Genomic DNA, 21921 nt, shown 5'->3' with positions numbered 1-21921 from the left:
GGTGCGCACCCTAGTCGCGTGCCGTGAACTTCATCGGGATGCGCACGCCGCGCTCTTCGGCCACCTCGTGTGCGCGGGTGTAGCCGGCATCAACGTGGCGGATCACGCCCATGCCCGGGTCGTTGGTGAGCACAGCCTTCAGCTTCGCCTCGGCGAGCTGCGTGCCGTCGGCCACCGTGACTTGGCCGGTGTGGATGGAGCGGCCCATGCCCACGCCACCGCCGTGGTGGATGGACACCCAGGTCGCCCCGCCGGCGACGGCGGTCATGGCGTTGAGCAGCGGCCAGTCGGCCACGGCGTCGGTGCCATCCAACATCGCCTCGGTCTCGCGGTAGGGCGAGGCCACCGAGCCGGAATCGAGGTGGTCGCGGCCGATGACGATCGGCGCTTTGACCTTGCCCTCCTTGACCAGGTTGTTAAAGATCACCCCGGCCTTGGCGCGCTCGCCGTAGCCGAGCCAGCAGATGCGCGCGGGAAGGCCCTCGAACTCGACGTACTCCTCGGCAGCGTCAAGCCAGTGGTGCAGGTGCTCGTTGTCGGGGAAGGCCTCCTTGATGGCCTGGTCGGTGACCTTGATGTCCTCCGGGTCGCCGGAGAGTGCCACCCAGCGGAAGGGGCCGAGGCCCTCGCAGAACAGCGGGCGGATATAGGCAGGCACGAAGCCGGGGAACTCGAAGGCGCGGGTGTAACCGGCCTTGCGGGCCTCGTCACGGATCGAGTTGCCGTAGTCGAACACCTCGGCCCCTTCGTCTTGAAACTCCACCATCGCCTGGACCTGGGTGGCCATCGCCTCGCGCGCCTTCTTGGTAAAGGTGGTGGGATCGGCGGCGGCCTCGGCGTGCCACTCGTCGACGGTGATCTCGGTGGGCAGGTACGCCAGCGGGTCGTGGGCGGAGGTCTGGTCGGTGACAATATCCACGCTCAGCTCGCCGGCGCGGTGGCGGCGCAGCATCTCGGGGAAGACCTCGGCGGCGTTGCCGACGAGACCGACGGACAATGCGCGCCGCTCTTTCTTGGCCTCGGTGACCAGGCGGATCGCCTCATCCAAATCGGTGGTGACGGTATCGAGGTAGCGTTTTTCCTGGCGGCGGCGCAGGCGGGACTCGTCGACATCAACGATGAGGCAGACGCCGCCGTTGAGGGTGACGGCGAGCGGCTGCGCCCCGCCCATGCCGCCGCAGCCGCCGGTGAGCGTCAGAGTGCCGGCCAGCGTGCCGTCGTAAAGCTTCTTCGCCACCGCGTAGAAGGTTTCAAAGGTGCCCTGCAGGATGCCCTGGGTGGCGATGTAGATCCAGGAACCGGCGGTCATCTGGCCGTACATCATCAGACCCTCGTCCTCGAGTGCGCGGAAGTGCTCCCAGTTGGCCCAGTCGCCGACGAGGTTGGAGTTGGCGATGAGCACGCGCGGGGCCCACTCGTTGGTCCGCCACACGCCAACGGGCTTGCCGGACTGCACCAGCAGCGTCTCGTCGGGCTCAAGCTCGCGCAGCGTATCGACGATCGCATCAAACGCCTCCCAGCTGCGCGCGGCGCGCCCGGTTCCGCCGTATACGACGAGGGTGTCGGGGTGCTCCGCGACTTCGGGGTCGAGGTTATTGTGCAGCATGCGCAGCGGCGCTTCGGTCTGCCAACTCTTGGCGGAGATGTCGGTGCCGCGCGGCGCGCGCACCTCACGTGCGCCCTCGGCCCAGTTCTTTTCGCTCATCGTGCTTCCCTTCTGTGCGTGGCAACATCGCAACAGTTCGCCTGGGTGCGTTGGGCCGGTGTCCCGGGGCTGTCCCCGCCGCTTATCAGCGAATCGCGTTGCGGATGTACGTGACATGGGTCATGTCTTGGCTCGACGGTAGTGGGCGCACCAGGCGGTTTTAAGGCCAAAAATGGGCTAGGTGTCTCGTATACGAGACACCTAGCCCAGTGCTGGGCGGGTTAGCGCAGCGTGCCGACGGCCGCTTCCACCGCCTCGACGTAGGATCCGTCCTTCACCAGGGCCACCGAGTACTCGATCTCGGGGGAGAGGTAGCGGTCGGTGCCGGGGCCGTCGACACGTTCGCGTAGCACGTCAATCGCGGCCTTCGTGCCCGAAGCGGGGGCGGCTCCGCGCATCTCGATCGCGCGCGCCGCGGTGAGGATCTCGATCGCGAGCACGCGCTGCAGCCCATCGACGCTGCGGCGCAGCTTGCGCGCCGCCGACCAGCCGAGCGAGACGTGATCCTCCTGCATTGCCGACGACGGGATCGAATCCGCCGACGCCGGGTTCGCGTTGCGCTTGAGCTCGCTGACGATGCCTGCCTGCGTGTACTGCGCGATCATGTGCCCGGAATCGACGCCTGGGTCGTCGGCCAGGAAGGCGTTAAGGCCGCGGTTGCGGGCGGTATCCAAGAAGCGGTCCGTGCGGCGCTCGCTTATCGACGCCAGATCGGCGGCGACAATCGCCAAAAAGTCGAGCGCGTAGGCCACGGGCGCGCCGTGGAAGTTGCCGTTGGAGCTGACCCGGCCGTCGAGTGCCACGACAGGGTTGTCCACGGCCGAGGCGAGCTCGCGGCCGGCCACCAGCTCGGCGTGCGCGATGGTGTCGCGGAAGCCGCCCGCGACCTGCGGGGCGCAGCGCACCGAGTAGGCGTCCTGGACCTGCTTCTGCTTGAACTCGGCCGCCGCCGCCCCGAGGATCTCCGAGCCCTGGGCAATCGTGCGGATGTTGGCGGCCGAGTCGGCCTGACCCGGGTGCGGGCGCAGTTTTTGCAGGTCGTCGGCGAATACGGTCAGCGTGCCGGTGAGCCCCTCGACCGTCATCGCGGTGGCGATATCGGCGACCTTGGCGGCCTCGCGCAGATCCGTGATGGCCAGGCAGAGCTGTCCGAGCATGCCGTCGGTGCCGTTGATCAGCGCCAACCCCTCCTTCTCCCGCAGGGCGAGCGGCTCGATCCCGGCGGCGGAAAGCGCGTCGGCGGCAGGGGTGATAGCGCCGCCGTCGACACGCACCTCGCCCTCGCCGAGCAAGGCCAGCGCGCAGTGGGCCAGGGGTGCGAGGTCGCCCGAGCAACCCAGGGAGCCATACTCGCGCACGACCGGGGTGATGCCCGCGTTGAGCACGGCCGCGTACGTTTCGACGACGACCGGGCGCACCCCGGTGCGGCCCGTGCACAGGGTGGACAGGCGCAGCAGCATCAGCGCGCGGATGACTTCCTGCTCGACCTCGGGCCCGGAGCCGGCGGCGTGGGAGCGGACGAGCGAAAGCTGCAGCTGGGCGCGCATCGCCTCGGGGATGTGGCGCCGCGCCAACGCGCCGAAGCCGGTGGAAATACCGTAGACGGGGGTGGGGTCGTTTGCGAGCTCCTCGATGCGATCGCGCGTGGCGGCGACCTCTGTCAACGCGGCGGGGTCGACCTCAACTGTCGCGCCATAGCGGGCGACGGCGACGACCTCATCGATGGTCAGCGCGCCGATGCCGACGGTCACGGTGGAGGGGTAAGTGGTGGTCATGGCTGTCCTCTTTATGATTGCGTGGGAAACCCGCCCTCTAAGCAGGGCGCGGGATAGTTCAACGCGCGACAGCCAGACGCGACGAGGGATAGTGTAGCGGGTGCTCGGGGTTGGGTCTACGTTTGCAGCGATCCGGTGAAGGAATCCAGCTCATTCAGAGCATTAGTGACTGCAAGATTTTCCAGGAAAGAACGCAGGTCTCGGTCAATCATGGCACCGAGTTCGAGACAAGCGTGATGGCATTCGCGCGGAGTCAGCCGGGTATTCGTCCCTGTAATTGGAACGCCTTTCGGGGTTAAGGATTCGTGGTGAGCAATTCTGTTTCTTATTTGCCTTACCGGAAATACTTTCGTGTAGACCCACTGGCGAGTAAGGCCGTGATGCTCGAAATCGGGATCTTGTTGCCGCGCAATTTGCCGTGCTCCGGGAAACACGCGATTTAGGGCCATAGCGTCCCAGATTCTATCGTGGTCAGCCCGATCGAACGGAGCGGGAAGCGCCGAGACGTCTCCCTTATCCAGCATGTTTGTCCAGGTTCGGAACATTGACGCAGCAACAACCCGGCCGCCCAATTTCCTGTTCCGATCCGCGTTTACCGAAGTGAATCTCTTAGGTAAACTCTCCCAGGATTCGGTGATGTTCGCTCGTACTCGATTGTCGAAACCAACTTCGACCTGCGTGTACCAATCATCGCCATACGTCTCGGTTAAATAAGCATTAATCGAGTTTCGCAGGGCAACTTCTATATACGAAATCGCCTCGAATAATAGTGCGCTGAGTCGGCGGTCTAGCTCGTAGAGCTCGCGTGCCCGATCCGGACAACCCCAAGTTCTATCGATGTATGGTGTCAGACGGTCCTCCGACACCCATTCGATTTTAATCAACCGAAAAGTGCCTCCCCCCAGCGTGTTGAAAGAATCCCCGTTTGTAGATAGAATAATCCATGTAATCCCCTCTTGCGATAAGTCACCCGTTCAGCGGACTGGCTGCGGAGGGGTTTTGTCATGCGGTGCACCGCTTCGCGCTGACTCACACCCCACCAAAGAACCGCTCCGACACCCGCCCCGCCGCCGTGCTCAAGCGCCGGATCACTTCCGCGCGCTGCTCCTCGTCACGGCTGCCTACCGCGAACGTCGCTGCGAGCGCCGCTGCGGGCCTGCCCAGGTGGTCGAGTACCGCCACGGCGACGGATTCCTGCCCGCGCGAGACCTCCTCGCGCTCCTCGTCCCAGCCGCGCTCGCGCACAAGTTTTAGCCGCGCCCTGACCGCGCGGAATGTGCCGTGCTCGCCCGAGGTGGAAAACACCGCCTTGACCTCGGTGTCCGGGAGGTGGGCGACCATGGCGCGTCCGGAGGCCGTCGATAAGGCGGGCAGGCGAACCCCAACCTCGGTGACCAGGGAGACTGCCTTGGGTGCGCGGGCCTCGTGGACGTAGACGATCTCGGAGCCCGCCATGCGCGAGAGGTGGGTGGACCCGCCGATGTGCGCGGCGATGGCCTCGAGGTCTTTCGCGGCGAGGCGCACAAGCGGCTGCTGCGTGGTGTAGGCGGCGGCCATTTCATACGCCGCAGGTCCCAGGCCGTAGGTACCCGGGTTGGCGAGGTGCACCACAAACCCGCAGCGCTCGAGCTCGCGCAGCAGGTGGTAGGTCGACGAGCGGGGCAGCTCAAGCTCTCGTTGGATCCGCGCTGCGGACAAGGGGGCGTCGGACTGCGACAGCAGCGACAGGATGCGCAGGGCGTTGCGCGCGGCGGGAACATGTGGTGTGGCCATACCCTTAAAGTCTGGCATACGAGACTAGGCGGCGAGAGAGTTTCGCGGCGACGTGATCGGGGGATTTAAACTTCGATACCTATGACGACCATTCACCCCAGTGGCGCGGCCGGCCAATCGCAGGGCCGCGGACTGACCTCGCGCCACCTCCACTTCATCGCGCTGGGCTCCGCGATCGGCACCGGCCTGTTCTACGGCTCGGCTGGGGCGATCCAGGCCGCGGGGCCTGCGGTGCTGCTTGTCTACCTCCTCGGCGGCGCGGTGGTGTACTTCGTGCTGCGCGCCCTCGGTGAGATGGCCGTGCGCCACCCCGTGCGCGGCTCCTTTGCCGAGTACACGCGAGCCCACCTGGGCGGCTCGGCGGGTTTCCTCACTGGCTGGATGTTCGCGTTTGAGATGGTCATCGTCGCCATGGCCGACCTCACCGCGATTGGCATCTACATGGGCTTTTGGTTTCCGGACGTGTCGCGCTGGGTGTGGATCGTCGTGGCGCTGCTGATCGTCGGCGCGGCGAATGTGGCGTCGACACGTGTCTTTGGCGAGCTGGAGTTCTGGTTCACCATCGTCAAGGTCGGCGCCGTGGTGGCGATGATTGTGGCGGGCGCGGCGGTGCTCATCCTTGGCCTGTCCTCAGCGGAGACCACCGGCCCGCAGAACCTGGTCATCCACGGCGGGTTCTTCCCCAACGGCCTCGGCGGCATGGCGGCCTCCTTCATCCTTGTGCTCTTCGCTTTCGGCGGCACGGAGATCATCGGCGTGGCCGGTACCGAGGCCGAGGACCCCTCGCGCGCGATCCCGAAGGCGATTAACACCGTGCCCGCCCGCATCCTGCTGTTCTACGTGCTGGCGATCCTCGTGATTTTGATGATCAACCCCTGGCACACGATCACGGGCGATGAGTCGCCGTTCGTGCAGATCTTCACCGCACTCGGCGTCAACTGGGCCGCCGCGCTGCTCAACGTCGTGGTGATCACTGCAGCGCTGTCCGCCATCAACGCCGACATCTTCGGCGCCGGCCGCGTGCTCGCGGGCCTGGCCAACCAGCACCTCGCGCCGCAGGCCATGGCGAAAACGGCGCGCGGGGTGCCGGTCATGACCACCTTTATCCTGCTCGGCGTCCTGATCATTGGCGTGGTGCTCAACGCGCTGATCCCGGAGTCGGTCTTCGCCATCATCGCCGCGCTGGCCACCTTCGCCACCATCTTCGTGTGGATGATGATTCTGCTCGCCCACCTTGCTTCTCGACGCCACATGCCACCCGCCGAGGCGCAGACCCTGGGCTACCGCGTGCCGCTGTGGCCGCTCGGCCAGTACTTCGCGCTGGCGTTCATCCTGTTCACCTTCGGCGTGATGGCGTGGCTGCCGGAGTTCCGCATGCCGCTCGCCGTCGGTGTGGTGTTCTCCGTCGCCTGCATCGCCACCTACTACGCCACCGGCCGCCACCGGGTCGAGGGCGTGAACAACCCCGTCCCCGGCGGCTTTGTCCGCGATGAAAAAGTAGGATCAGCATCATGAACACGGTCTGCGCTCCCCTCTACAGCCCCGCCGAGCCGTGGAGCGGGCGTGACGACGGCCCCGGCACCGAGCACGCCCGCTGGCACAGCGTGATCCGCGGCGAGGTGGCCACGGGCGCAGTCGCGCTGATCGGGTACGCCTCCGACGAGGGCGTGGAGCGAAACGGCGGGCGCGTCGGCGCCGCCGAAGGCCCCGCCGCGCTGCGACGCGCCCTGGCGGACCTTGCCATCCACGACGAGCACCCGCGTGTCGACGCCGGCACGGTGACCACGCAGGGCGCGGACCTAGAGGGCTCGCAGCGCGAGCTATCCAAGCGCGTGCGCGACCTCGCCGCGGCAGGCACCCTGGTCGTGGTACTTGGCGGCGGGCACGAAACCTCCTTTGCCACCCACCGCGGGGTTCGCGAGGCGCGCGGGGAGATGAGCATTATCAACCTCGACGCCCACTTCGACCTGCGCGACTCCGATCGGCCCACGTCGGGCACCCCGTTTGCCCAGGTCGCGCAGCTGTGCGGAGATCAGTTCAACTACTCGGTGCTGGGCATCTCGGAGCCGAACAACACCGCAACCCTGTTTGACACCGCCGCGCGCCTCGGGGTGCGCACCGTGCTTGACACCGAGCTGGCGCAGCTCAGCCCCGCCGAGTGCGCGCGCATGGCGCTCGACTGCGTGGCGGGGCAGCGGCCGATCCACCTGAGCATTGACTTGGACGTGCTGCCCGCAGCGACCGCGCCGGGGGTCTCTGCGCCGGCCGGGTACGGAGTCGCCCTGGACAAGGTCCGCGCCATGACCGTCGCCGTGGCGCAAACCGGGCGGTTGGCTTTGGTCGATGTAGTCGAGCTCAACCCGCGCTACGACATCGACGCGCGCACTGCGCGCACCGCGGCGCGGCTGATCCACGACATCGTGGCGGCGCACGTGCGGTGTAGAAGTGGGCGTTGAGGTGGGCGTCGACAAGCACGCGAAAAATTTTGGCAAAAACCTATCGCTTAATAGGCGCAAAGTCTATTCTTAACCCCAACATTCACACAGGATGTTTCGAACCTACTACTCAGATACTGGGAGGAACCCGTTATGGAGGGGTTTATCGACACGCTCAACAGCCTGATCTGGTCGAACTGGCTGGTGTACCTGTGTCTCGGCGCCGGCGCGTACTTCACCATCGTCACGCTGTTCCTGCAAATTCGCTGCATTCCCGACATGCTGAAGCAAATCACGCAGGGTGAAAAATCGGAATCTGGCATTTCCTCGTTCCAATCGCTGATGATTTCGCTCGCCGGACGTGTGGGCGTGGGCAACATCGCAGGTGTCGCCACCGCCATTGCGTTCGGCGGGCCGGGAGCGGTGTTTTGGATGTGGCTCGTGGCACTGCTCGGCTCCGCAACCTCGTTCGTGGAATGCACCCTGGCGCAGATCTACAAGGAGAAGGACCGCGACACCGGCGAGTACCGCGGCGGCCCGGCCTTCTACATTGAAAAGGCCGCAGCGCACACCGCCGCCCGGCCGTTTGCCCTGGTCTACGCCGTGATCTTCGCCATCAGCATGATCCTGGCCACCTCCTACTTCCTCCCCGGCATCCAGGCCAACGGTGTTGCCGCAGCGGTTGAAAACGCGTGGACTATCCCCACCTGGATCTCGGGCGTTGCCATGGTGGTTCTGCTCGGCGTCATCATCATCGGTGGTGTCAAGCGCATCGCGATGTTCGCCTCCCTCGTCGTGCCGGTGATGGCGGTTTTGTACATCATCGCGGCCATCGTGATCCTTGCGGTCAACGCCGGGCAGATCCCCGAGGTCTTCGGCCTGATCTTCCGCTCCGCTTTCGACCAGGAGGCAATGTTCTCCGGCATGCTCGGCGCGGCAATCCTCTGGGGCGTCAAGCGCGGCATCTACTCCAACGAGGCCGGCCAGGGCACGGGCCCGCAGTCCGCAGCGGCCGCCGAGGTCTCCCACCCCGCCAAGCAGGGCTTCGTGCAGGCCTTTGCGGTGTACGTCGATACGCTGTTCGTCTGCTCCGCGACGGCGTTCATCATCATCTCCACCGACATGTTCAAGGTCTTCGACGGCCAGTCCGAGGACGGCCCCGTGCGCTACGCGGGCTCGCTCCCTGACGGCGTCGAGGTCGGACCCGGGTTTGTCCAGGAAGGGTTGAACACGCTGACGCCGGGTATCGGACCGTCGTTCGTCGCAATCGCGATCATGTTCTTCGCGTTTACCACCGTCCTTGCGTACTACTACCTCGCCGAGGTGAACTTCACCTACCTCAACCGCTGGGTGAACAACGAAACCGCCCGCCGGGCCATCATCTGGGTGCTGCGCCTGCTCATCCTCGTCTCCGTCTACGTCGGCGCGACCAGCACGCCCGGCACCGCCTGGGCGCTGGGTGACATCGGCGTCGGCGCGACCGCGTGGCTGAACATCCTGGCCATCCTGGTCATCCAGGGCCCGGCGCTGAAGTGCCTGTGGGACTACCGCCGCCAGAAGAAGGCCGGGCTCGACCCGCAGTTCGACCCCGAGGCGCTGGGCATCAAGGGCGCCGACTTCTGGGTCAAGCGCAAGGCCGACATGGTCGCAGCCGGAACGTGGACCGAGCTCCCGGCCGCAGCCGCCAAGGTGGAGAAGTAGGATTAGCGCAGCGACGAAAACAGCGCCTCTGCGCCCGCTTCGTCCCACAACATAACGTTGCCGACCTCGGTGTCCATAAACCCGCCGAGCGGCACCGTCTCGGTGTGCAGTCCGCCGCGCATCGCGAGCGGGATGCGCGCCAAGTTCCACACGTGATCACCGGTGTTGACGGTAAACATTCCCGGCACGGCCCACATGAGCGGGATGAGCCGGAACGGGTTGAGAAGCACGGCCGGCGACGTGACCTCGTTGACAATCGCTGAAAGGAACTCGCGCTGGCGGTTCACCCGGTCCAGATCGCCCAGCGCTGTCGCGCGGGTGCGCACGTAACCCAGCCCCGTCGGCCCGTCCATCTTCTGGCAGCCCGGCTCGACGTAGAGGTTGGCCAGCGGATCCTGGATCGGCTCTGTGACGCAGATTTCGACACCACCGATGGCGTCGACCACGCCCGCGAGCCCTCCCATGCCGATCTCCGCGTAACGGTCCACGCGCAGCCCCGTGTTCTGCTCCACGGTCGTCGCCAGCAGCTTCGGCCCGCCGTAGGCGAAGGCGGCGTTGATCTTGTCCATGCCGTAGCCTGGGATGGAGACGTACGAGTCGCGCGGGATGGACACCAGGGTCGCCGGCCCCGTGCGCGGTAGGTGCAGCAGCATCACCGTGTCGGTGCGGCCGACGCCGAGGTCGCCGCCGGTGCCGTAGCGCGCGATGTCGTCCTCGCTGAGGCCCTGGCGCGAATCGGAGCCGACGAGCAGCCAGTTCGTGCCGTCGGTGTTGGCGATGCGCTCGTCGGGAAGCGCGTCGACGCGGTTCAGGCGCGCGTCGGTGAAGAGGACCCCGGCGATGAGGAGCACCACAACGAGTGCGAATACGGAGAAGCAGCCGGGTGCTTTTCGACGCCTCCGCGCACGCACCGGAGCCTGCGCCGCCGCGGGCGGTGCTTGGCGCACGCGCGAGCGCGACACGGCCATGGGCGCCGGCTCTACCGGCCGGCTGACGCGCCGCGGCGGCTGCTGCACAGGCCGCGGTTGCGGTGCGGGCCTGTCGCGCTCGGGCAGTTGCGGGGTGCGCCGCGGCTGGTACTGGCGCGTGTGGTCCATCGGCGGGCGCTGCACCCGCTCGAAGCGGGGCACCTCCTCGCGCGGGCGGGGCTCGGGCCGGGGGGCGCGTTCGACGCGGCGGCGTACGGGGCGACCGTAGCGGTCCACGATGGGCTTCCCGTCCTTGCCCAGCACGTAGTCGCCCAGGTTGTCCCTGGGGTCGTTCGAGTGAGGTGTGGTCGGCATGTGCAGCAGTTTAACCCGCCGCTATACCCAACGAGGAAAGTAGCGATCCGGGCACGAGCAGGTAGCCGACGAACGCGACGGCGTCGATAAGAAAGTGCGCCAGGATCAACGGCCACACCTTCCCGGTGCGGTGGTAGAAGTAGCCGAAGACGACGCCCATCACGATGTTGCCAAACCCCGCCGAAACTCCCTGGTAAAGGTGGTAGCTACCGCGCAGCACCGAGGACGCGGCGATGGCGGGCCACGGCCCCCACCCTAGCTGGCGCAGCCGCGTGATCAGCCACATCACCACCACGGTCTCCTCCCCGAAGGCGTTGGCGAAGGACCACATCAACAGCGTGGGCACCTGCACGGCCTCGGTGGTGGGGATGACCTGCTTCGACAAGCCCATGTTCAGCGCAGTGACGTAGAGGACAAGCCCCGGCAGCCCGATCAGCGCGGCGAGCCCCGCGCCGTGCAGCCAGTCGCGCCACCGCAGCCGCGGCAGCGACTTATCCAGCAGGAACAGCGCGAGCGCGCCCCACGCCAGAAGCGAGGCCGCGGAGCACAGCTGCAGGGCGAGGTCGAGCCAGGAGATGTCGGAGGCGGCGTCGTTGAGCGTCACCTGTTGTTCGTTGAGGGCGGGTTCGGCCAGCAGGGCGTCGACAAGCCTCAACAGCGAGCGCACGCCGGACAAGCCGAACGTGACGGCGAGCACGATGAGGATCTCCACACGGATCCGCTCTCCACGAGTGCGCATGCAGTAACTTTAAGGCATGAACCGCGTCGCATTCCTTGGCCCGCACGGCACGTTTACTGAGCAAGCAGTGTGGGATTTCGAGCTTGACGACGCCCACCTGGTTCCCGTCGATTCACCCTCCCAGGCGCTCGCCGCGGTGCGCTCCGGCGAGGTCGAGTGGGCCGTGGTTGCCATCGAGAACTCCGTCGACGGCGCCGTGACCTCCACCACCGACGCGCTGATTGAGGCCCCCGGGGTGCAGATCTACGGTGAGACGGAACTCGAGATCTCGTTCGCGATTATGACCCGGCCCGGCGAAACGCTCGCCAGCGCAACGAGCTTTGCCACGCACCCCGTCGGCTACCAGCAGGTTCGCCGCTGGATGGCGACGCAGGTGCCGGCCGCGCAGTTCCGCGCGGCGTCGTCGAACGCGGCCGCCGCCGAGCTCGTCGCTTCGGGCGAGGTCGATGTGGCGGCGGCCCCGCGCCGGGCCGCGGACCTGTTCGGCCTTGAGATCCACGCTGAGGGGGTCGCTGACATCGAGGCCGCGCGCACGCGCTTCGTGCTCGTCGGCCCGGCGGGTGCGCCGACACCGCGCACCGGAAACGACCGCACCTTCGTGGTGTTCCAATTGCCGAACGAGCCGGGCACCCTGGTCGGTGCGCTGCAGGAGTTCGCCTTCCGCGGCGTTGACCTAAGCCGCATCGAGTCACGCCCGACGAAAGCGACGCGCAACACCTACAACTTCTTCGTCGACCTCGTCGGCCACATTGACGACGCCCCGCTCGCCGAGGCGCTGCGCAACCTGTACCTGCGGGCGAGCGCGATTGACTTCCTGGGCTCCTGGCCGCGCGTTGATCGGCTAGGATGCGAGCCGGTAACGGACGCAGATGCGGACGCCGCGCGCCTGCGCGCCGCGGAAGAGTGGGTCGCAAGGGCCCGGGAAGGCAAATAGATGCTCATTTTGCTCAGGCACGGGCAAACTACCTCGAACGTCGGCCGCCACCTCGACACTGCCCTACCGGGCGCGGAGCTCACAGAGCTGGGGCAAACCCAGGCCGCCGCGGCGGGGCGCGACATCATGGACGCTTACGCGCCGGCGCGGGTGGTCACATCCAAGGCGCTGCGCGCGCAGCAGACCGGTGAGATCGGCTTCGGCGAGCATTTTGATGTCATCCCCGCGCTCGACGGCCTCCACGAGGTGCAGGCGGGGCGCTTTGAAATGCTCAACACACTCGAGGCGCACACGGCCTACCACGGCGCGTTCCGCGGCTTCTACCGGCGGGAGCTTGATTCGCTTATCGACGGCGGCGACTCCCTCGAAATCTTCCTCACCCGCTACCGCGCGGCGATCGACCCCCTCGTCGAGGCCGGCGGCGACACCGTGGTGGTCTCCCATGGCGGCGCGATCCGTGCCTTCGCCGCCAACGCCACCGACGTCGACCCGGCCTTCGCGGAGGCGTCGTACCTTCCCAACTGCCACTACGTGGTCATTGACCCGTTCGGCGAGTTCGGTTCGTGGCGGGTTGTGAAGTGGGGCAAGTACCCGCTGGACTAGCCCCAGCCGAGGTGGTGAAGCTGGTCTTCCTCCATCCCGAAGTAGTGGCCGACCTCGTGAAACACGGTGACTTTCACCTGCTCGCGCAGCTCGTCGACGCTCGAGCACACCGCCTCGTGGGCGTCCTTGTACACAAAGATGGTGTCCGGCAGGAACCCGGAGTGGTTGGAGTGCTGCTGCGTCAACGGCACGCCCTCGAATAAGCCGAGCATGGTCGGCTCCTCCGGGTTGAAGCCGCGCGCCAGGATGACCAGGTTGGTCATGGCGCGGGCGAAGGGCTCGGGGATGAGGTCGAGGGCGTCGTTGATCATCTCCTCGAACTCGTCGTAGCTAGCTAGCATGGCTCTACTGCGCTTTACTGTGCGCCGGGTTCCTGGTTTGCGGATGCGACGGGCGCGTTCGATTCCGGGTTTTGGCGCAGCGGGCGGCGCTCGGGTCGCTCGGGCGGGGGGTTGCCGTCGATACGCAACCCGTCGCGGCCCGCCGTCGCCGACCCGGTCAGCGTGGCGAACTGCCCGTTGTTGGCGTAGACGAGACCACAGTTGACGCTCCTGCTGCCTCCCTCCCAGGCGGCCGCCGAGAGGGCGGTCCAGAACGGCTGCAGCGCGACCTGATAGAGGTTTTCCTCGCCGCCGAGGTACTCCTGGGCGGCGGTGGTGCAGACGTCGCCGAGGTACTTGTCCTGCTCCTCGACGCTGGGGGTGTGGTCGGGAAAGACCTCCGCCATAGAGACCACCGAGGTGACCTCCAAATGGTGGGGCTCGGCGCAGTCGACTGCGCGAAGCGTACTCGACGCGTCGGTTACGGCGCACTGGCCGGCATCGAGAACGCGGGCCTGGTCCTGCTCGGCGGCACGCCCCGTTGTCAAAGTCGGGGTGCCGGATGCGTCGGTGACCTGCAGTCCGCACAACATCGTGCGGTCTCCGCGCTCCCACGCCTCGGCCGGCGGGAGAATGGACGCGATGGAGTAGCGACCGTTCGGGTCGTACACGCCGGCCAGGTAATTCAGCGTCGAGGCCCCGCACAGCTCCTCGCGCAGCTGGGCCTGGCGCGTTTGGCTGGGAATTTCCGCGTTGGGCCCGAACTCGGAGGAGGGGAAAGCCGCGAGGTCCTCTCGCGCGGACACCTCGAAGCGGTGCTCCTGCTCGCACGGGGCCTGCTCGAAACCCGAGATCGAGCCGTCCTCGGCCACGTCCCAGGTCAGGCAGGCGCCCTGGTCGGCGGTGGTGAAGGAGGCGACGCTCGAGGTTGAGTTGGGCGTGCTGGGTGACGCCGCCGTCGTCGAAGCGGACGGGGTTGACGCGGCGGAGGAGGCCGCGTCCGACTCGGAAACGAACGAGTAGGACCCTGCCGCCACGGCGCCCGCCACCACGGCGACGAGAACGCTGCGCGTTGCTGATGTTGTCGAGACCATGTGGCCTATTGTGCCTTACCGCGCAAAAGAGCTTCGCGGGCGCACGGGTTGGAGTGCCCAAGGTAGGATGGCTCAGTGTGATTGATCTCAAATTCCTGCGTGAAAATGCCGATGTCGTGCGCGAGTCTCAGCGGGCCCGTGGTGAAGACCCCCAGCTGGTGGATCAGCTGCTTGAGGCGGACGAACGTCGCCGCTCCTCTATTCAGGCGGCGGACGAGCTGCGCAGCGAGCAGAAGGCCTTCGGCAAGAAGATCGGCCAGGCCGCCCCCGAGGACCGCCCGGCGCTGCTCGAGGGATCCAACGAGCTTAAAGCCCGCGTCAAGGAGGCGGAGGCGGCCCAGGATGAAGCCGAGGAGGCGGTGGCGAAGCTGCAGCTGCGCATCGCCAACGTCGTCGAAGGCGCGCCCGCCGGCGGCGAGGAGGACTTCGTCGTTATCGAGCACGTCGGTGAGATCCCCGAGTTCGACTTCGAGGTGCGCGACCACCTCGACCTGGGTGAAGCGCTGGGCATCATCGACATGAAGCGGGGTACGAAGGTCGGCGGTGCCCGCTTCTACTACCTCGTCGGTGACGGCGCGTGGCTCCAGCTCGGCATGCTCATGCTCGCCGCCCAGAAGGCGCGCGAGGCCGGCTTCACGGTGGTCATCCCGCCCGTGCTGGTCCGCCCGGACATCATGGCGGGCACCGGGTTCCTCGACGCGCACGACGAGGAGATCTACTACCTCGAGCGCGACGACATGTACCTCGTGGGCACTTCCGAGGTGGCGCTGGCCGGCTACCATTCCGGCGAAATCATAGACCTATCCGACGGGCCGTTGCTCTACGCCGGCTGGTCATCGTGCTTTCGTCGAGAAGCGGGCTCCTACGGCAAGGACACAAAGGGCATCTTGCGCGTGCACCAGTTCGACAAGCTGGAAATGTTCGTCTACTGCGCGCCCGAGGACGCCGAGGAGATGCACCGCAAGTTGCTCCAGCTTGAGCGCGACATGCTCTCCGCCGTCGAGGTGCCTTACCGCATTATCGACGTCGCCGCAGGCGACCTCGGTTCTTCGGCGGCCCGCAAGTTCGACACCGAGGCGTGGGTGCCGTCGCAAGGCACCTACCGCGAACTGACCTCGACGTCGAACTGCACCACCTTCCAGGCCCGGCGCCTGGCCACGCGCTACCGCGACGCGGAAGGAAAAACCCAGATCGCGGCAACGCTCAACGGAACTTTGGCCACGACGCGCTGGCTTGTCGCCATCCTAGAAAACAACCAGCGGGCGGACGGCTCCGTCGTTGTGCCGGAGGCGCTGCGCCCGTGGGTGGGCAAAGACATCCTGGAGGTCCAGCAGTGACGACAATTCAGGGCCTGTTCGAGGTCCCCGACGACTACTCGCCTCCGCCGCCCCACGAGGAGGAGCGCAAGGACTATTTCTATCAGTGGATAGAAAGCGCGATCAAGAAAGTATTCCGCGCCCAGGGCACGTTCACGCTGGTCCGCGGCTTGGACAACATCCCCGCTACCGGCGGGGCGCTCATCGCCGCGAACCACACCGGCTGGTTCGACTTCATTTTCAGCGCCGTGGGCCCGCACGTCGCGGGCAAGCGCCTCGTGCGCTTCATGGCGAAAAAGGAGGTGTTCTCCGCACCCGTCATCGGCCCGCTCATGCGCGGGATGCGCCACGTGCCCGTGGACCGCGCGGCGGGGGCCGACAGCATCGACTCGGCGGTGGACTGGATTCAAAACAGAGGCGCACTCGTCGGCATCTTCCCCGAGGGCACCATCTCCCGCTCCTTCGAGCTCTCCGACTTCAAGACGGGCGCGGCGCGCATCGCCCAGCGCGCCGGCGCACCCCTGATCCCGTGCGCCATCTGGGGCTCCCAGCGCATCTGGACGAAGGACCTGCCCCGCCACCTCGGGCGCGCCAAAATTCCCGTGATCATCCGGTACGGGGAGCCGGTCTCCCTCGAGGGAACCCCGGAAGAAGTGACGGCTCGCCTGAAGCAGGCGCTGGGAGAGCTCCTCGAGCTCAACCGCGCGGAGTACGCGGAGCGCTTCGGCCCCTTCCCCGACGGCGAACGGTGGATCCCGGCCTCTATGGGCGGCGCCGCCCCTACCCTGGAAGAAGCCAAGGAAATGTACCGGCGGGAGAGAGCCGAGCGCGCCGACCGAAAGCACGGAAAGTAGGCCGGATCAGACGTGACGCCACGGCTCATCATCAGCGACATCGACGGAACCTTCCTCACCAGCGCCGGACGCGTCACCCCCAGATTGCGTGACGTGGTCATGCGCGCCGTGCGTTCGGGCGCGCACTTCGGACTGGCCACGGGGCGCCCGCACCGCTGGCTCATGCCGGTGCTGGACCAGCTCCCCATTTCCCCGGTCTGCGTCTGCGCGAACGGCGCTGTGACGTACGACCCCGCCCGCGACGAGGTGCTGCGCGCCTTCGAGCTCGACTCCGAGCTGATGGCCCAAGTCGTCACCGACGTCGATGCGGTATTCCGCCCGCTGGGCATGCGCTGGGGCTACGGAGTCGAACGCGTCGGGCAGTCGGCGCTCGACCCGGAAGACGAGGTGTTCCTAGTCACCCCCGACTACAACCCGGATGCGTGGGACCCCCGCTTCGGCGTCGCCCCCGTCTCAGAACTCGTCTCGGTTCCTGCGGCGAAGCTGCTGGTCCGGTGCGCCGAGATGCACTCTGCCGAAATGTTCGACCTCATCGCCCCGGTCATCGACACTTCCGAGGCGCACATCACCTATTCCATGGACGAAGGGTTGATAGAAATCTCCAGCCCGGGGGTGACCAAAGCCACCGGCGTCTCCGCCCTCGCCTCGCACTACGGAGTGAGCGCCGAGGACGTGGTGGCGTTCGGCGACATGCCCAACGACTGCGAGATGCTGGCGTGGTCCGGACTCGGCGTGGCCATGGGCAACGCGAACCCGGTCGTGCTCGACGTCGCCGACACTGTGACCGTGAGCAACGACGAGGACGGCGTGGCGAAAGTTCTCGAGCAATGGTTCTAGGCGGGCCGCGTCCCGGGGTACCGCCGCAGAAGATTTTGTAGCACCGCGATGTAGCTTCCGTTTTCCACCTCCCCCCACCCGAAGCGGCAGATCACCATTCCCAGGTTTTGGAGCTGCTTCTCCCTCATCCGTTCCTCTTCGATGACCCTGTGCGGGTCACCGTAGATTCCCGACAGCTTCACCTTCCCGTCGAACTCGATGCCGAGGAATGCGTTGATGGTGGCGTCGACAAGCGCGCGGCGAGGCTCGCCGCGGGCAGTGAGGATGGTGCGCTCGGCCTGGAACTCGAGGTTTGTCACGCCGGTGAGGGTGCCGCTGGCGATGGCGCGCAGGATGCCGTCGCGGCCGAGAGTTTCCAGCGGGGACTGCGACGTGCCGGCCGAGTATCCGATGAGCTCCCGGAAACCGCGCAGACCCTTGGCGCGGGGGAGCTGGCGGGCGCGGTCGAGGAGGTTCTCGGCGCTGAGTTTATGCAGGTGGCGGGCGGATTCGATGGCGACGAGGGCGTCGGTGCGCAGGTGATAGCGGTAGGTGTCGAAGAGGGCTCGGATGCCGGTGACGACGGCGATGCCGTCGACCGTCGTGATGTCCTCCGGGCGGAGAATGCCGCTGCGGTAGGTGCGGCCGGCGCTCGGTGTGGTGGTGTCGAAAGCGCGGGCGGTGCCGCGCAGTGCGAGGTCAACGATGGTGACCCACCTGTACGTCTTGATTCCGTGCAGCCGCAGCGCCGCAGGGCCGGTGACCACCGACGTGCGGCAGCGTGCGGCGACGCTTTTGATGAATGCCGTTTCCTCCCCCGAGTCCATGCGTCGGATTCTGCCACGCGTGGGGGACATTCCCGGCGCGGCGGGTGCGGGGCTGTGGATAACTGGTGGGGTGTGGATAACTCGGTTTCGTTGAGGTTTAGTAGCTAGACGTCAGCGCGGTTGCGCGGGTTGCGGCGCTCCGCGACCTGGGGTTTTGCGGGGGCGGTTTCGTTGAGGTCTAGCTGCTAGACGTCAGCACAGAAACAAGCACACAAACCAGCCACACAAAACCAACGCACAGAACCCGCGCAAAGGCATCAAAACTACACTGTCCGCATGCCATACATCGCCGCGATTGACCAGGGCACCACGACGACGCGCTTCATCTTGACAAAGACCGAAGGCGAGGTCGTGGCACAAGCGCAGTTCGAGCACAAGCAGATCATGCCCAGGCAGGGGTGGGTCGAGCACGACCCCATGGAGATCTGGCGCAACACGCGCCGGGCCGTGGTCGAGGCGATGGCGAGCAAGGACATCACCGACGAGGACATCGCCGCACTCGGGGTGACAAATCAGCGGGAAACGGCCGTGATCTGGGAGAAGAGCACGGGCAAGCCGATATACAACGCGATCGTGTGGCAGGACACGCGCACTAACCACGACGGGGATCCGGCGCGGTTCCAGAAGAAGACCGGCCTGCTGAACAACTCGTATCCGGCGGGGCCGAAGTAGGCGTGGATCTTGGACAATGTGCCGGGCGCCCGGCAGCGCGCCGAGAAGGGTGAGCTGCTTGCCGGGACGATCGACACGTGGCTGATCTGGAACTTAACGGGCGGGGCGCGCGGTGACGAGGGGCACGAGGCCACGCACGTCACCGACGCGACCAACGCGAGTCGCACCCTGCTGATGGATCTGGAGACGCTGGACTGGGATGAGCAGCTGTGCGCCGAGGTGGGTGTTCCGAGGGTGATGTTGCCGGAGATTCGGGCGTCGATAGGCGAGTTCGGGGTGGTGCGGCGCCGCGGCCCGCTCTCGGGCGTGCCCATCACCGGGGTGCTGGGGGACCAGCAGGCGGCGCTGTTTGGGCAGGGCTGCCTGGATGAGGGCGACGCGAAGATGACCTACGGGACAGGCCTGTTCATGTTGCTCAACACGGGCGCGACCCCGCAGTGGAGCGGGCACGGGATGCTGACGACGGTGGCGTACCACATGCAGGGCCAGGATCCGGTGTACGCGCTGGAGGGCTCGGTGGCGGTCGGGGGTTCCCTGATCCAGTGGCTGCGCGATCAACTCGGGATGCTGCGCAACGCGGCGGAGAGCGAGACGCTCGCGGCGCAGGTGGACGACAGCGCCGGCGTTGTCATCGTCCCGGCGTTCTCGGGCCTGTTCGCGCCGCGCTGGCGGCCGGACGCGCGTGGGGTGATAACGGGGTTGACGCGGTTTACTGATCGTCGACACGTAGCTCGCGCCGCGCTGGAGGCGACGTGTTTTCAGACGTGCGAGGTCGTGCGCGCCATGCAGAAAGATGCGCGCACGCGCATCGCGGAGCTGCGTGTCGACGGCGGCATGACCGATAACCGGCTGCTCATGCAGATGCAGGCGGACCTGCTCAATTCCCGTGTCTCCCGGCCGGACAACATTGAGACCACTGTGATGGGCGCGGCGTCGGCGGCCGGAATCGGGGCGGGGCTTATCACCGCGCCGCTGACCCTGGGTGACACAACGACGTGGCACAGCACAATGGCCGGCCCCGATCGGGACCGGCTCGTTGCGGCGTGGGAGAACGCTGTTGAGCGCTCGTACGGGTTGGGTTAAGCGTTAGCGCAGCGAGCTGACGTCGATGTTGACATCCCTGGTCATCGGGTTGAAGGAGATTGAACCGCCTTCAAAATCGACCTTGACTTCATCTTCGGTCGGGTTGTACTGGTTCGACGTCGGCAAGCCAAGCGGGCCAGCGTCGAGGCCTTGTTGCAGCCACGCGTCGGCGAGCTCGCCGACGAGGGTGTAGATGTCGCCCTGGTTGTTCTGCACGGCGATGCCGTTGGAGTAGAAGGCGAAGTTGTTGCCGCCAATACCGGTGGCCGCGCCCTGCAGGGTGCCGAGGATCGGCTCGAACTGTTTCCACGTGTCGGCCGCCTGATCGCCGCCGACGAACTGCAGGATCTTGCCAATCTGCGGGGTCAGGGCGGACAGCGTCAGACCCGGAACGAGCTCAACATCCGCGACCTTCTCCACGCCGTCGGACAGCATCCCAGACTGGAGCATGTAAAGGATGACAACGCCGGCAACCGTGCCCGCCGCCGTGGCGATTGCGGTGGGGTCGCCCTCGGCGAGCTTGGACAGGGAGATGTTGGACAACGCACCGTTGACCCGGTTGGTTACCGTCGTGGTGACGTTGTTCGCGCTGGTCGTGGTCTCACTCTTGGCGCTCGGTGAGGAAGGAGCGACAACCTGGCCCGAGGTGATCTGCGTTGCCTTGGCGGCGGCCGCGGTGCGGATCGCGCCCATCTGAGCGTAGAGGTACTGCCCCGGGCACGTGTTGTAGTGGAAGTCGCGGTGCGCGTTAATCGTGGGGAAAGTCGCGGTCTGGCCGGCGGCGTACTTGCTTCCCGTGAAGTTTCCGGAGGCTGTGAGCTGGGTCGAACCCAGCGGGTTAATCTTCGACTGCGCGGACTTCCAGCCGATGATGTCGCCCATCGCCTTCACGCCTGCGGCGCTGGGCTGTGCGGTCTCGTAGTTGCCCAGCATGGAAATTCCCCAGGTGTTGCTGTTGAAGGAACCGACGTGGGCGCCCATGGGCCCGCGGTCGAGACCGCCGGCGCGGCCTTCGTAGATGTTGCCGTACTTATCCACCAAGGCGTTGTAGCCGATGTCGCCCCAGCCCTGGCCCTGGTGGTAGGCCTGGATGCTGCGCACGATGCCGGGTGCTTGCGCCGCGGTGTAGTTGTTGGAACCGGCGGTGTGGTGGATGGTGATCGCCTTGGTCGGCTCGGTGTAGTACGGGTTCTGGCGTGACCCCTGGGCACCCCACGCGGCGCGGGAAACGACCTTGGGCATGCCGGCGGCATAGGACTCGGCCACCGGGGCGATGTCGCCGCCGACGGTGCCTTCGCCACCGTCGATGAAGACTGCCTCGATATCGTTGGCGGTGGTCGCCGCCTCGGACTCGGTGCGGCCGTCCTCGAGCAAATCGACGTTCGCGGTGGAGACCTGGATGCGGGTGGTGGGCTCGACGTAGATGGGGTCGGTGCCGTGCTTGGTGCCGGACGTGGTATCGCCGGCGTCGATGGCGGCCGTATCCATCTGGTACCACTCGGACCAGGTGCCGTCGGCGCGCTGGGCGCGGACGTAGGCGACGATGTCGCGCTCGTCTTCCCAGGTCAGGCCGACAACGGAGAAGGGCTTTTCGCGGGTGAACTCCTTGACCACGCGGTGCTCGACCTGCTCACCGCCCTGCGTCATCACGGCCGCGTCGTCGACGGTGACGTTGTCGCCGGCAGCGAGGGATTCGCTGGCGAGGTCGACAGAAACGCCGCCGCCAGGTCCGAGGGATTGGACGTTGACAATGTTGCTGCCGCCAAACGCGGCCGCGGCGACGAGCGCCAGGGTTGTCAGGGTCGTCAGGGCGGCCAGGACCGGGTTCTTCCCCGGCGCGGGCCGGGTGAGACGTCGACGTTGTTGCACGGTAAGGCTCCTGTTACGTAAGGGGATAAAGTTAATCAAAGTGCATTCTAGGGGAGAAAGAAGTCTAAAGGAAGTATTGAGACTTTATGGGTGTGTCGGGACGTGAGGCGTAGATACGCGAA

Annotated in this window: 18 protein-coding genes and 1 pseudogene; 9 read left to right on the top strand and 10 right to left on the bottom strand. The window is 66.4% G+C overall.

The window, feature by feature from the left end; all coding sequences use genetic code 11:
- Positions 1-10: 10 nt before the first annotated feature.
- From RIU96_RS01395 to RIU96_RS01380, 4 genes are all read right to left on the bottom strand, one after another.
- A complete protein-coding gene (locus RIU96_RS01395) occupies positions 11-1705 on the bottom strand; it encodes a urocanate hydratase (protein WP_311205057.1) in 1695 nt (564 codons plus the stop codon).
- A 221-nt stretch (positions 1706-1926) separates the two neighbouring features.
- On the bottom strand, positions 1927-3480 hold the full coding sequence (gene hutH / locus RIU96_RS01390; protein WP_144689775.1) for a histidine ammonia-lyase: 1554 nt from the start codon (positions 3478-3480) through the stop codon (positions 1927-1929).
- Positions 3481-3596: 116 nt separating this feature from the next.
- Positions 3597-4364, bottom strand: coding sequence for an Abi family protein (locus RIU96_RS01385; protein WP_186366008.1), 768 nt, complete (start codon positions 4362-4364; stop codon positions 3597-3599).
- Positions 4365-4509: 145 nt separating this feature from the next.
- Complete coding sequence (locus RIU96_RS01380) at positions 4510-5253, bottom strand: IclR family transcriptional regulator (protein ID WP_144317709.1); 744 nt, start codon at positions 5251-5253, stop codon at positions 4510-4512.
- Positions 5254-5334: 81 nt separating this feature from the next.
- Here RIU96_RS01380 and RIU96_RS01375 point away from each other — a divergent pair, with 81 nt between their 5' ends.
- The 3 genes from RIU96_RS01375 to RIU96_RS01365 all read left to right on the top strand — a co-directional run bounded on the left by RIU96_RS01375 (position 5335) and on the right by RIU96_RS01365 (position 9389).
- Positions 5335-6768, top strand: coding sequence for an amino acid permease (locus RIU96_RS01375; RefSeq protein ID WP_311205056.1), 1434 nt, complete (start codon positions 5335-5337; stop codon positions 6766-6768).
- A complete protein-coding gene (hutG, locus tag RIU96_RS01370) occupies positions 6765-7709 on the top strand; it encodes a formimidoylglutamase (protein ID WP_311205055.1) in 945 nt (314 codons plus the stop codon). The genes RIU96_RS01375 and hutG overlap by 4 nt, the downstream gene beginning before the upstream one ends.
- Positions 7710-7841: 132 nt before the next feature.
- Positions 7842-9389 (top strand): alanine/glycine:cation symporter family protein, encoded by a 1548-nt coding sequence (locus RIU96_RS01365; RefSeq protein WP_259788022.1) that lies wholly within the window; start codon positions 7842-7844, stop codon positions 9387-9389.
- 2 nt (positions 9390-9391) lie between these two features.
- On the opposite strand, the gene RIU96_RS01360 is transcribed toward RIU96_RS01365, so the two are convergent.
- Together RIU96_RS01360 and RIU96_RS01355 are read right to left on the bottom strand one after the other, a co-directional pair.
- The gene (locus RIU96_RS01360) at positions 9392-10672 is read right to left on the bottom strand and encodes an LCP family protein (RefSeq protein ID WP_259788023.1); all 1281 of its coding nucleotides are present in this window, start codon (positions 10670-10672) and stop codon (positions 9392-9394) included.
- Between the two features lie 10 nt (positions 10673-10682).
- The gene (locus RIU96_RS01355) at positions 10683-11411 is read right to left on the bottom strand and encodes a CPBP family intramembrane glutamic endopeptidase (RefSeq protein ID WP_144689787.1); all 729 of its coding nucleotides are present in this window, start codon (positions 11409-11411) and stop codon (positions 10683-10685) included.
- A 16-nt stretch (positions 11412-11427) separates the two neighbouring features.
- Here RIU96_RS01355 and pheA point away from each other — a divergent pair, with 16 nt between their 5' ends.
- Together pheA and RIU96_RS01345 are read left to right on the top strand one after the other, a co-directional pair.
- Entirely contained in the window at positions 11428-12345 is a 918-nt protein-coding gene (gene pheA, locus RIU96_RS01350) for a prephenate dehydratase (protein WP_144689789.1), read from the top strand.
- Positions 12346-12948, top strand: coding sequence for a histidine phosphatase family protein (locus tag RIU96_RS01345; protein WP_144689791.1), 603 nt, complete (start codon positions 12346-12348; stop codon positions 12946-12948).
- Here the strand turns inward: RIU96_RS01345 and RIU96_RS01340 are convergent.
- Both RIU96_RS01340 and RIU96_RS01335 read right to left on the bottom strand, forming a co-directional pair.
- On the bottom strand, positions 12945-13289 hold the full coding sequence (locus RIU96_RS01340; protein ID WP_006840403.1) for a metallopeptidase family protein: 345 nt from the start codon (positions 13287-13289) through the stop codon (positions 12945-12947). The genes RIU96_RS01345 and RIU96_RS01340 overlap by 4 nt on opposite strands.
- A gap of 14 nt (positions 13290-13303) precedes the next feature.
- On the bottom strand, positions 13304-14362 hold the full coding sequence (locus tag RIU96_RS01335; protein ID WP_040422809.1) for a septum formation family protein: 1059 nt from the start codon (positions 14360-14362) through the stop codon (positions 13304-13306).
- Positions 14363-14439: 77 nt separating this feature from the next.
- Here RIU96_RS01335 and serS point away from each other — a divergent pair, with 77 nt between their 5' ends.
- From serS to RIU96_RS01320, 3 genes are read left to right on the top strand one after another with little or no spacing between them, the layout of a single operon-like run.
- Positions 14440-15699 (top strand): serine--tRNA ligase, encoded by a 1260-nt coding sequence (gene serS / locus RIU96_RS01330; RefSeq protein WP_311205054.1) that lies wholly within the window; start codon positions 14440-14442, stop codon positions 15697-15699.
- Positions 15696-16532, top strand: coding sequence for a lysophospholipid acyltransferase family protein (locus RIU96_RS01325; RefSeq protein ID WP_006840407.1), 837 nt, complete (start codon positions 15696-15698; stop codon positions 16530-16532). Before serS ends, RIU96_RS01325 begins: the two co-directional genes overlap by 4 nt.
- Positions 16533-16544: 12 nt before the next feature.
- Positions 16545-17369, top strand: a complete 825-nt coding sequence (locus tag RIU96_RS01320; RefSeq protein WP_181730062.1) for a Cof-type HAD-IIB family hydrolase — start codon at positions 16545-16547, stop codon at positions 17367-17369.
- Here the strand turns inward: RIU96_RS01320 and RIU96_RS01315 are convergent.
- Entirely contained in the window at positions 17366-18175 is an 810-nt protein-coding gene (locus RIU96_RS01315) for a hypothetical protein (RefSeq protein WP_311205053.1), read from the bottom strand. The genes RIU96_RS01320 and RIU96_RS01315 overlap by 4 nt on opposite strands.
- Positions 18176-18451: 276 nt before the next feature.
- Here RIU96_RS01315 and glpK point away from each other — a divergent pair.
- Positions 18452-19930 (top strand): annotated as a pseudogene (glpK, locus tag RIU96_RS01310) (glycerol kinase GlpK).
- A 3-nt stretch (positions 19931-19933) separates the two neighbouring features.
- Here glpK and RIU96_RS01305 read toward each other — a convergent pair.
- Positions 19934-21799, bottom strand: a complete 1866-nt coding sequence (locus RIU96_RS01305; RefSeq protein ID WP_311205052.1) for an N-acetylmuramoyl-L-alanine amidase — start codon at positions 21797-21799, stop codon at positions 19934-19936.
- Positions 21800-21921: the final 122 nt, after the last annotated feature.

The organism is Corynebacterium sp. Z-1, from assembly GCF_031844665.1.
Classification (GTDB): Bacteria; Actinomycetota; Actinomycetes; order Mycobacteriales; family Mycobacteriaceae; genus Corynebacterium; species Corynebacterium sanguinis.
This window is presented reverse-complemented; position numbering and strand designations above follow the sequence as displayed.

Bases quoted from the DNA above. Each gene is read 5' to 3' on its own strand.
- RIU96_RS01340 (WP_006840403.1), bottom strand. From the start codon at position 13,289: ATGCTAGCTAGCTACGACGAGTTCGAGGAGATGATCAACGACGCCCTC.
- RIU96_RS01365 (WP_259788022.1), top strand. From the start codon at position 7,842: ATGGAGGGGTTTATCGACACGCTCAACAGCCTGATCTGGTCGAACTGG.
- hutG (WP_311205055.1), top strand. From the start codon at position 6,765: ATGAACACGGTCTGCGCTCCCCTCTACAGCCCCGCCGAGCCGTGGAGC.
- RIU96_RS01345 (WP_144689791.1), top strand. From the start codon at position 12,346: ATGCTCATTTTGCTCAGGCACGGGCAAACTACCTCGAACGTCGGCCGC.
- RIU96_RS01380 (WP_144317709.1), bottom strand. From the start codon at position 5,253: ATGGCCACACCACATGTTCCCGCCGCGCGCAACGCCCTGCGCATCCTG.
- RIU96_RS01395 (WP_311205057.1), bottom strand. From the start codon at position 1,705: ATGAGCGAAAAGAACTGGGCCGAGGGCGCACGTGAGGTGCGCGCGCCG.
- RIU96_RS01335 (WP_040422809.1), bottom strand. From the start codon at position 14,362: ATGGTCTCGACAACATCAGCAACGCGCAGCGTTCTCGTCGCCGTGGTG.
- RIU96_RS01315 (WP_311205053.1), bottom strand. From the start codon at position 18,175: ATGGACTCGGGGGAGGAAACGGCATTCATCAAAAGCGTCGCCGCACGC.
- RIU96_RS01375 (WP_311205056.1), top strand. From the start codon at position 5,335: ATGACGACCATTCACCCCAGTGGCGCGGCCGGCCAATCGCAGGGCCGC.
- RIU96_RS01360 (WP_259788023.1), bottom strand. From the start codon at position 10,672: ATGCCGACCACACCTCACTCGAACGACCCCAGGGACAACCTGGGCGAC.
- hutH (WP_144689775.1), bottom strand. From the start codon at position 3,480: ATGACCACCACTTACCCCTCCACCGTGACCGTCGGCATCGGCGCGCTG.
- RIU96_RS01355 (WP_144689787.1), bottom strand. From the start codon at position 11,411: ATGCGCACTCGTGGAGAGCGGATCCGTGTGGAGATCCTCATCGTGCTC.
- pheA (WP_144689789.1), top strand. From the start codon at position 11,428: ATGAACCGCGTCGCATTCCTTGGCCCGCACGGCACGTTTACTGAGCAA.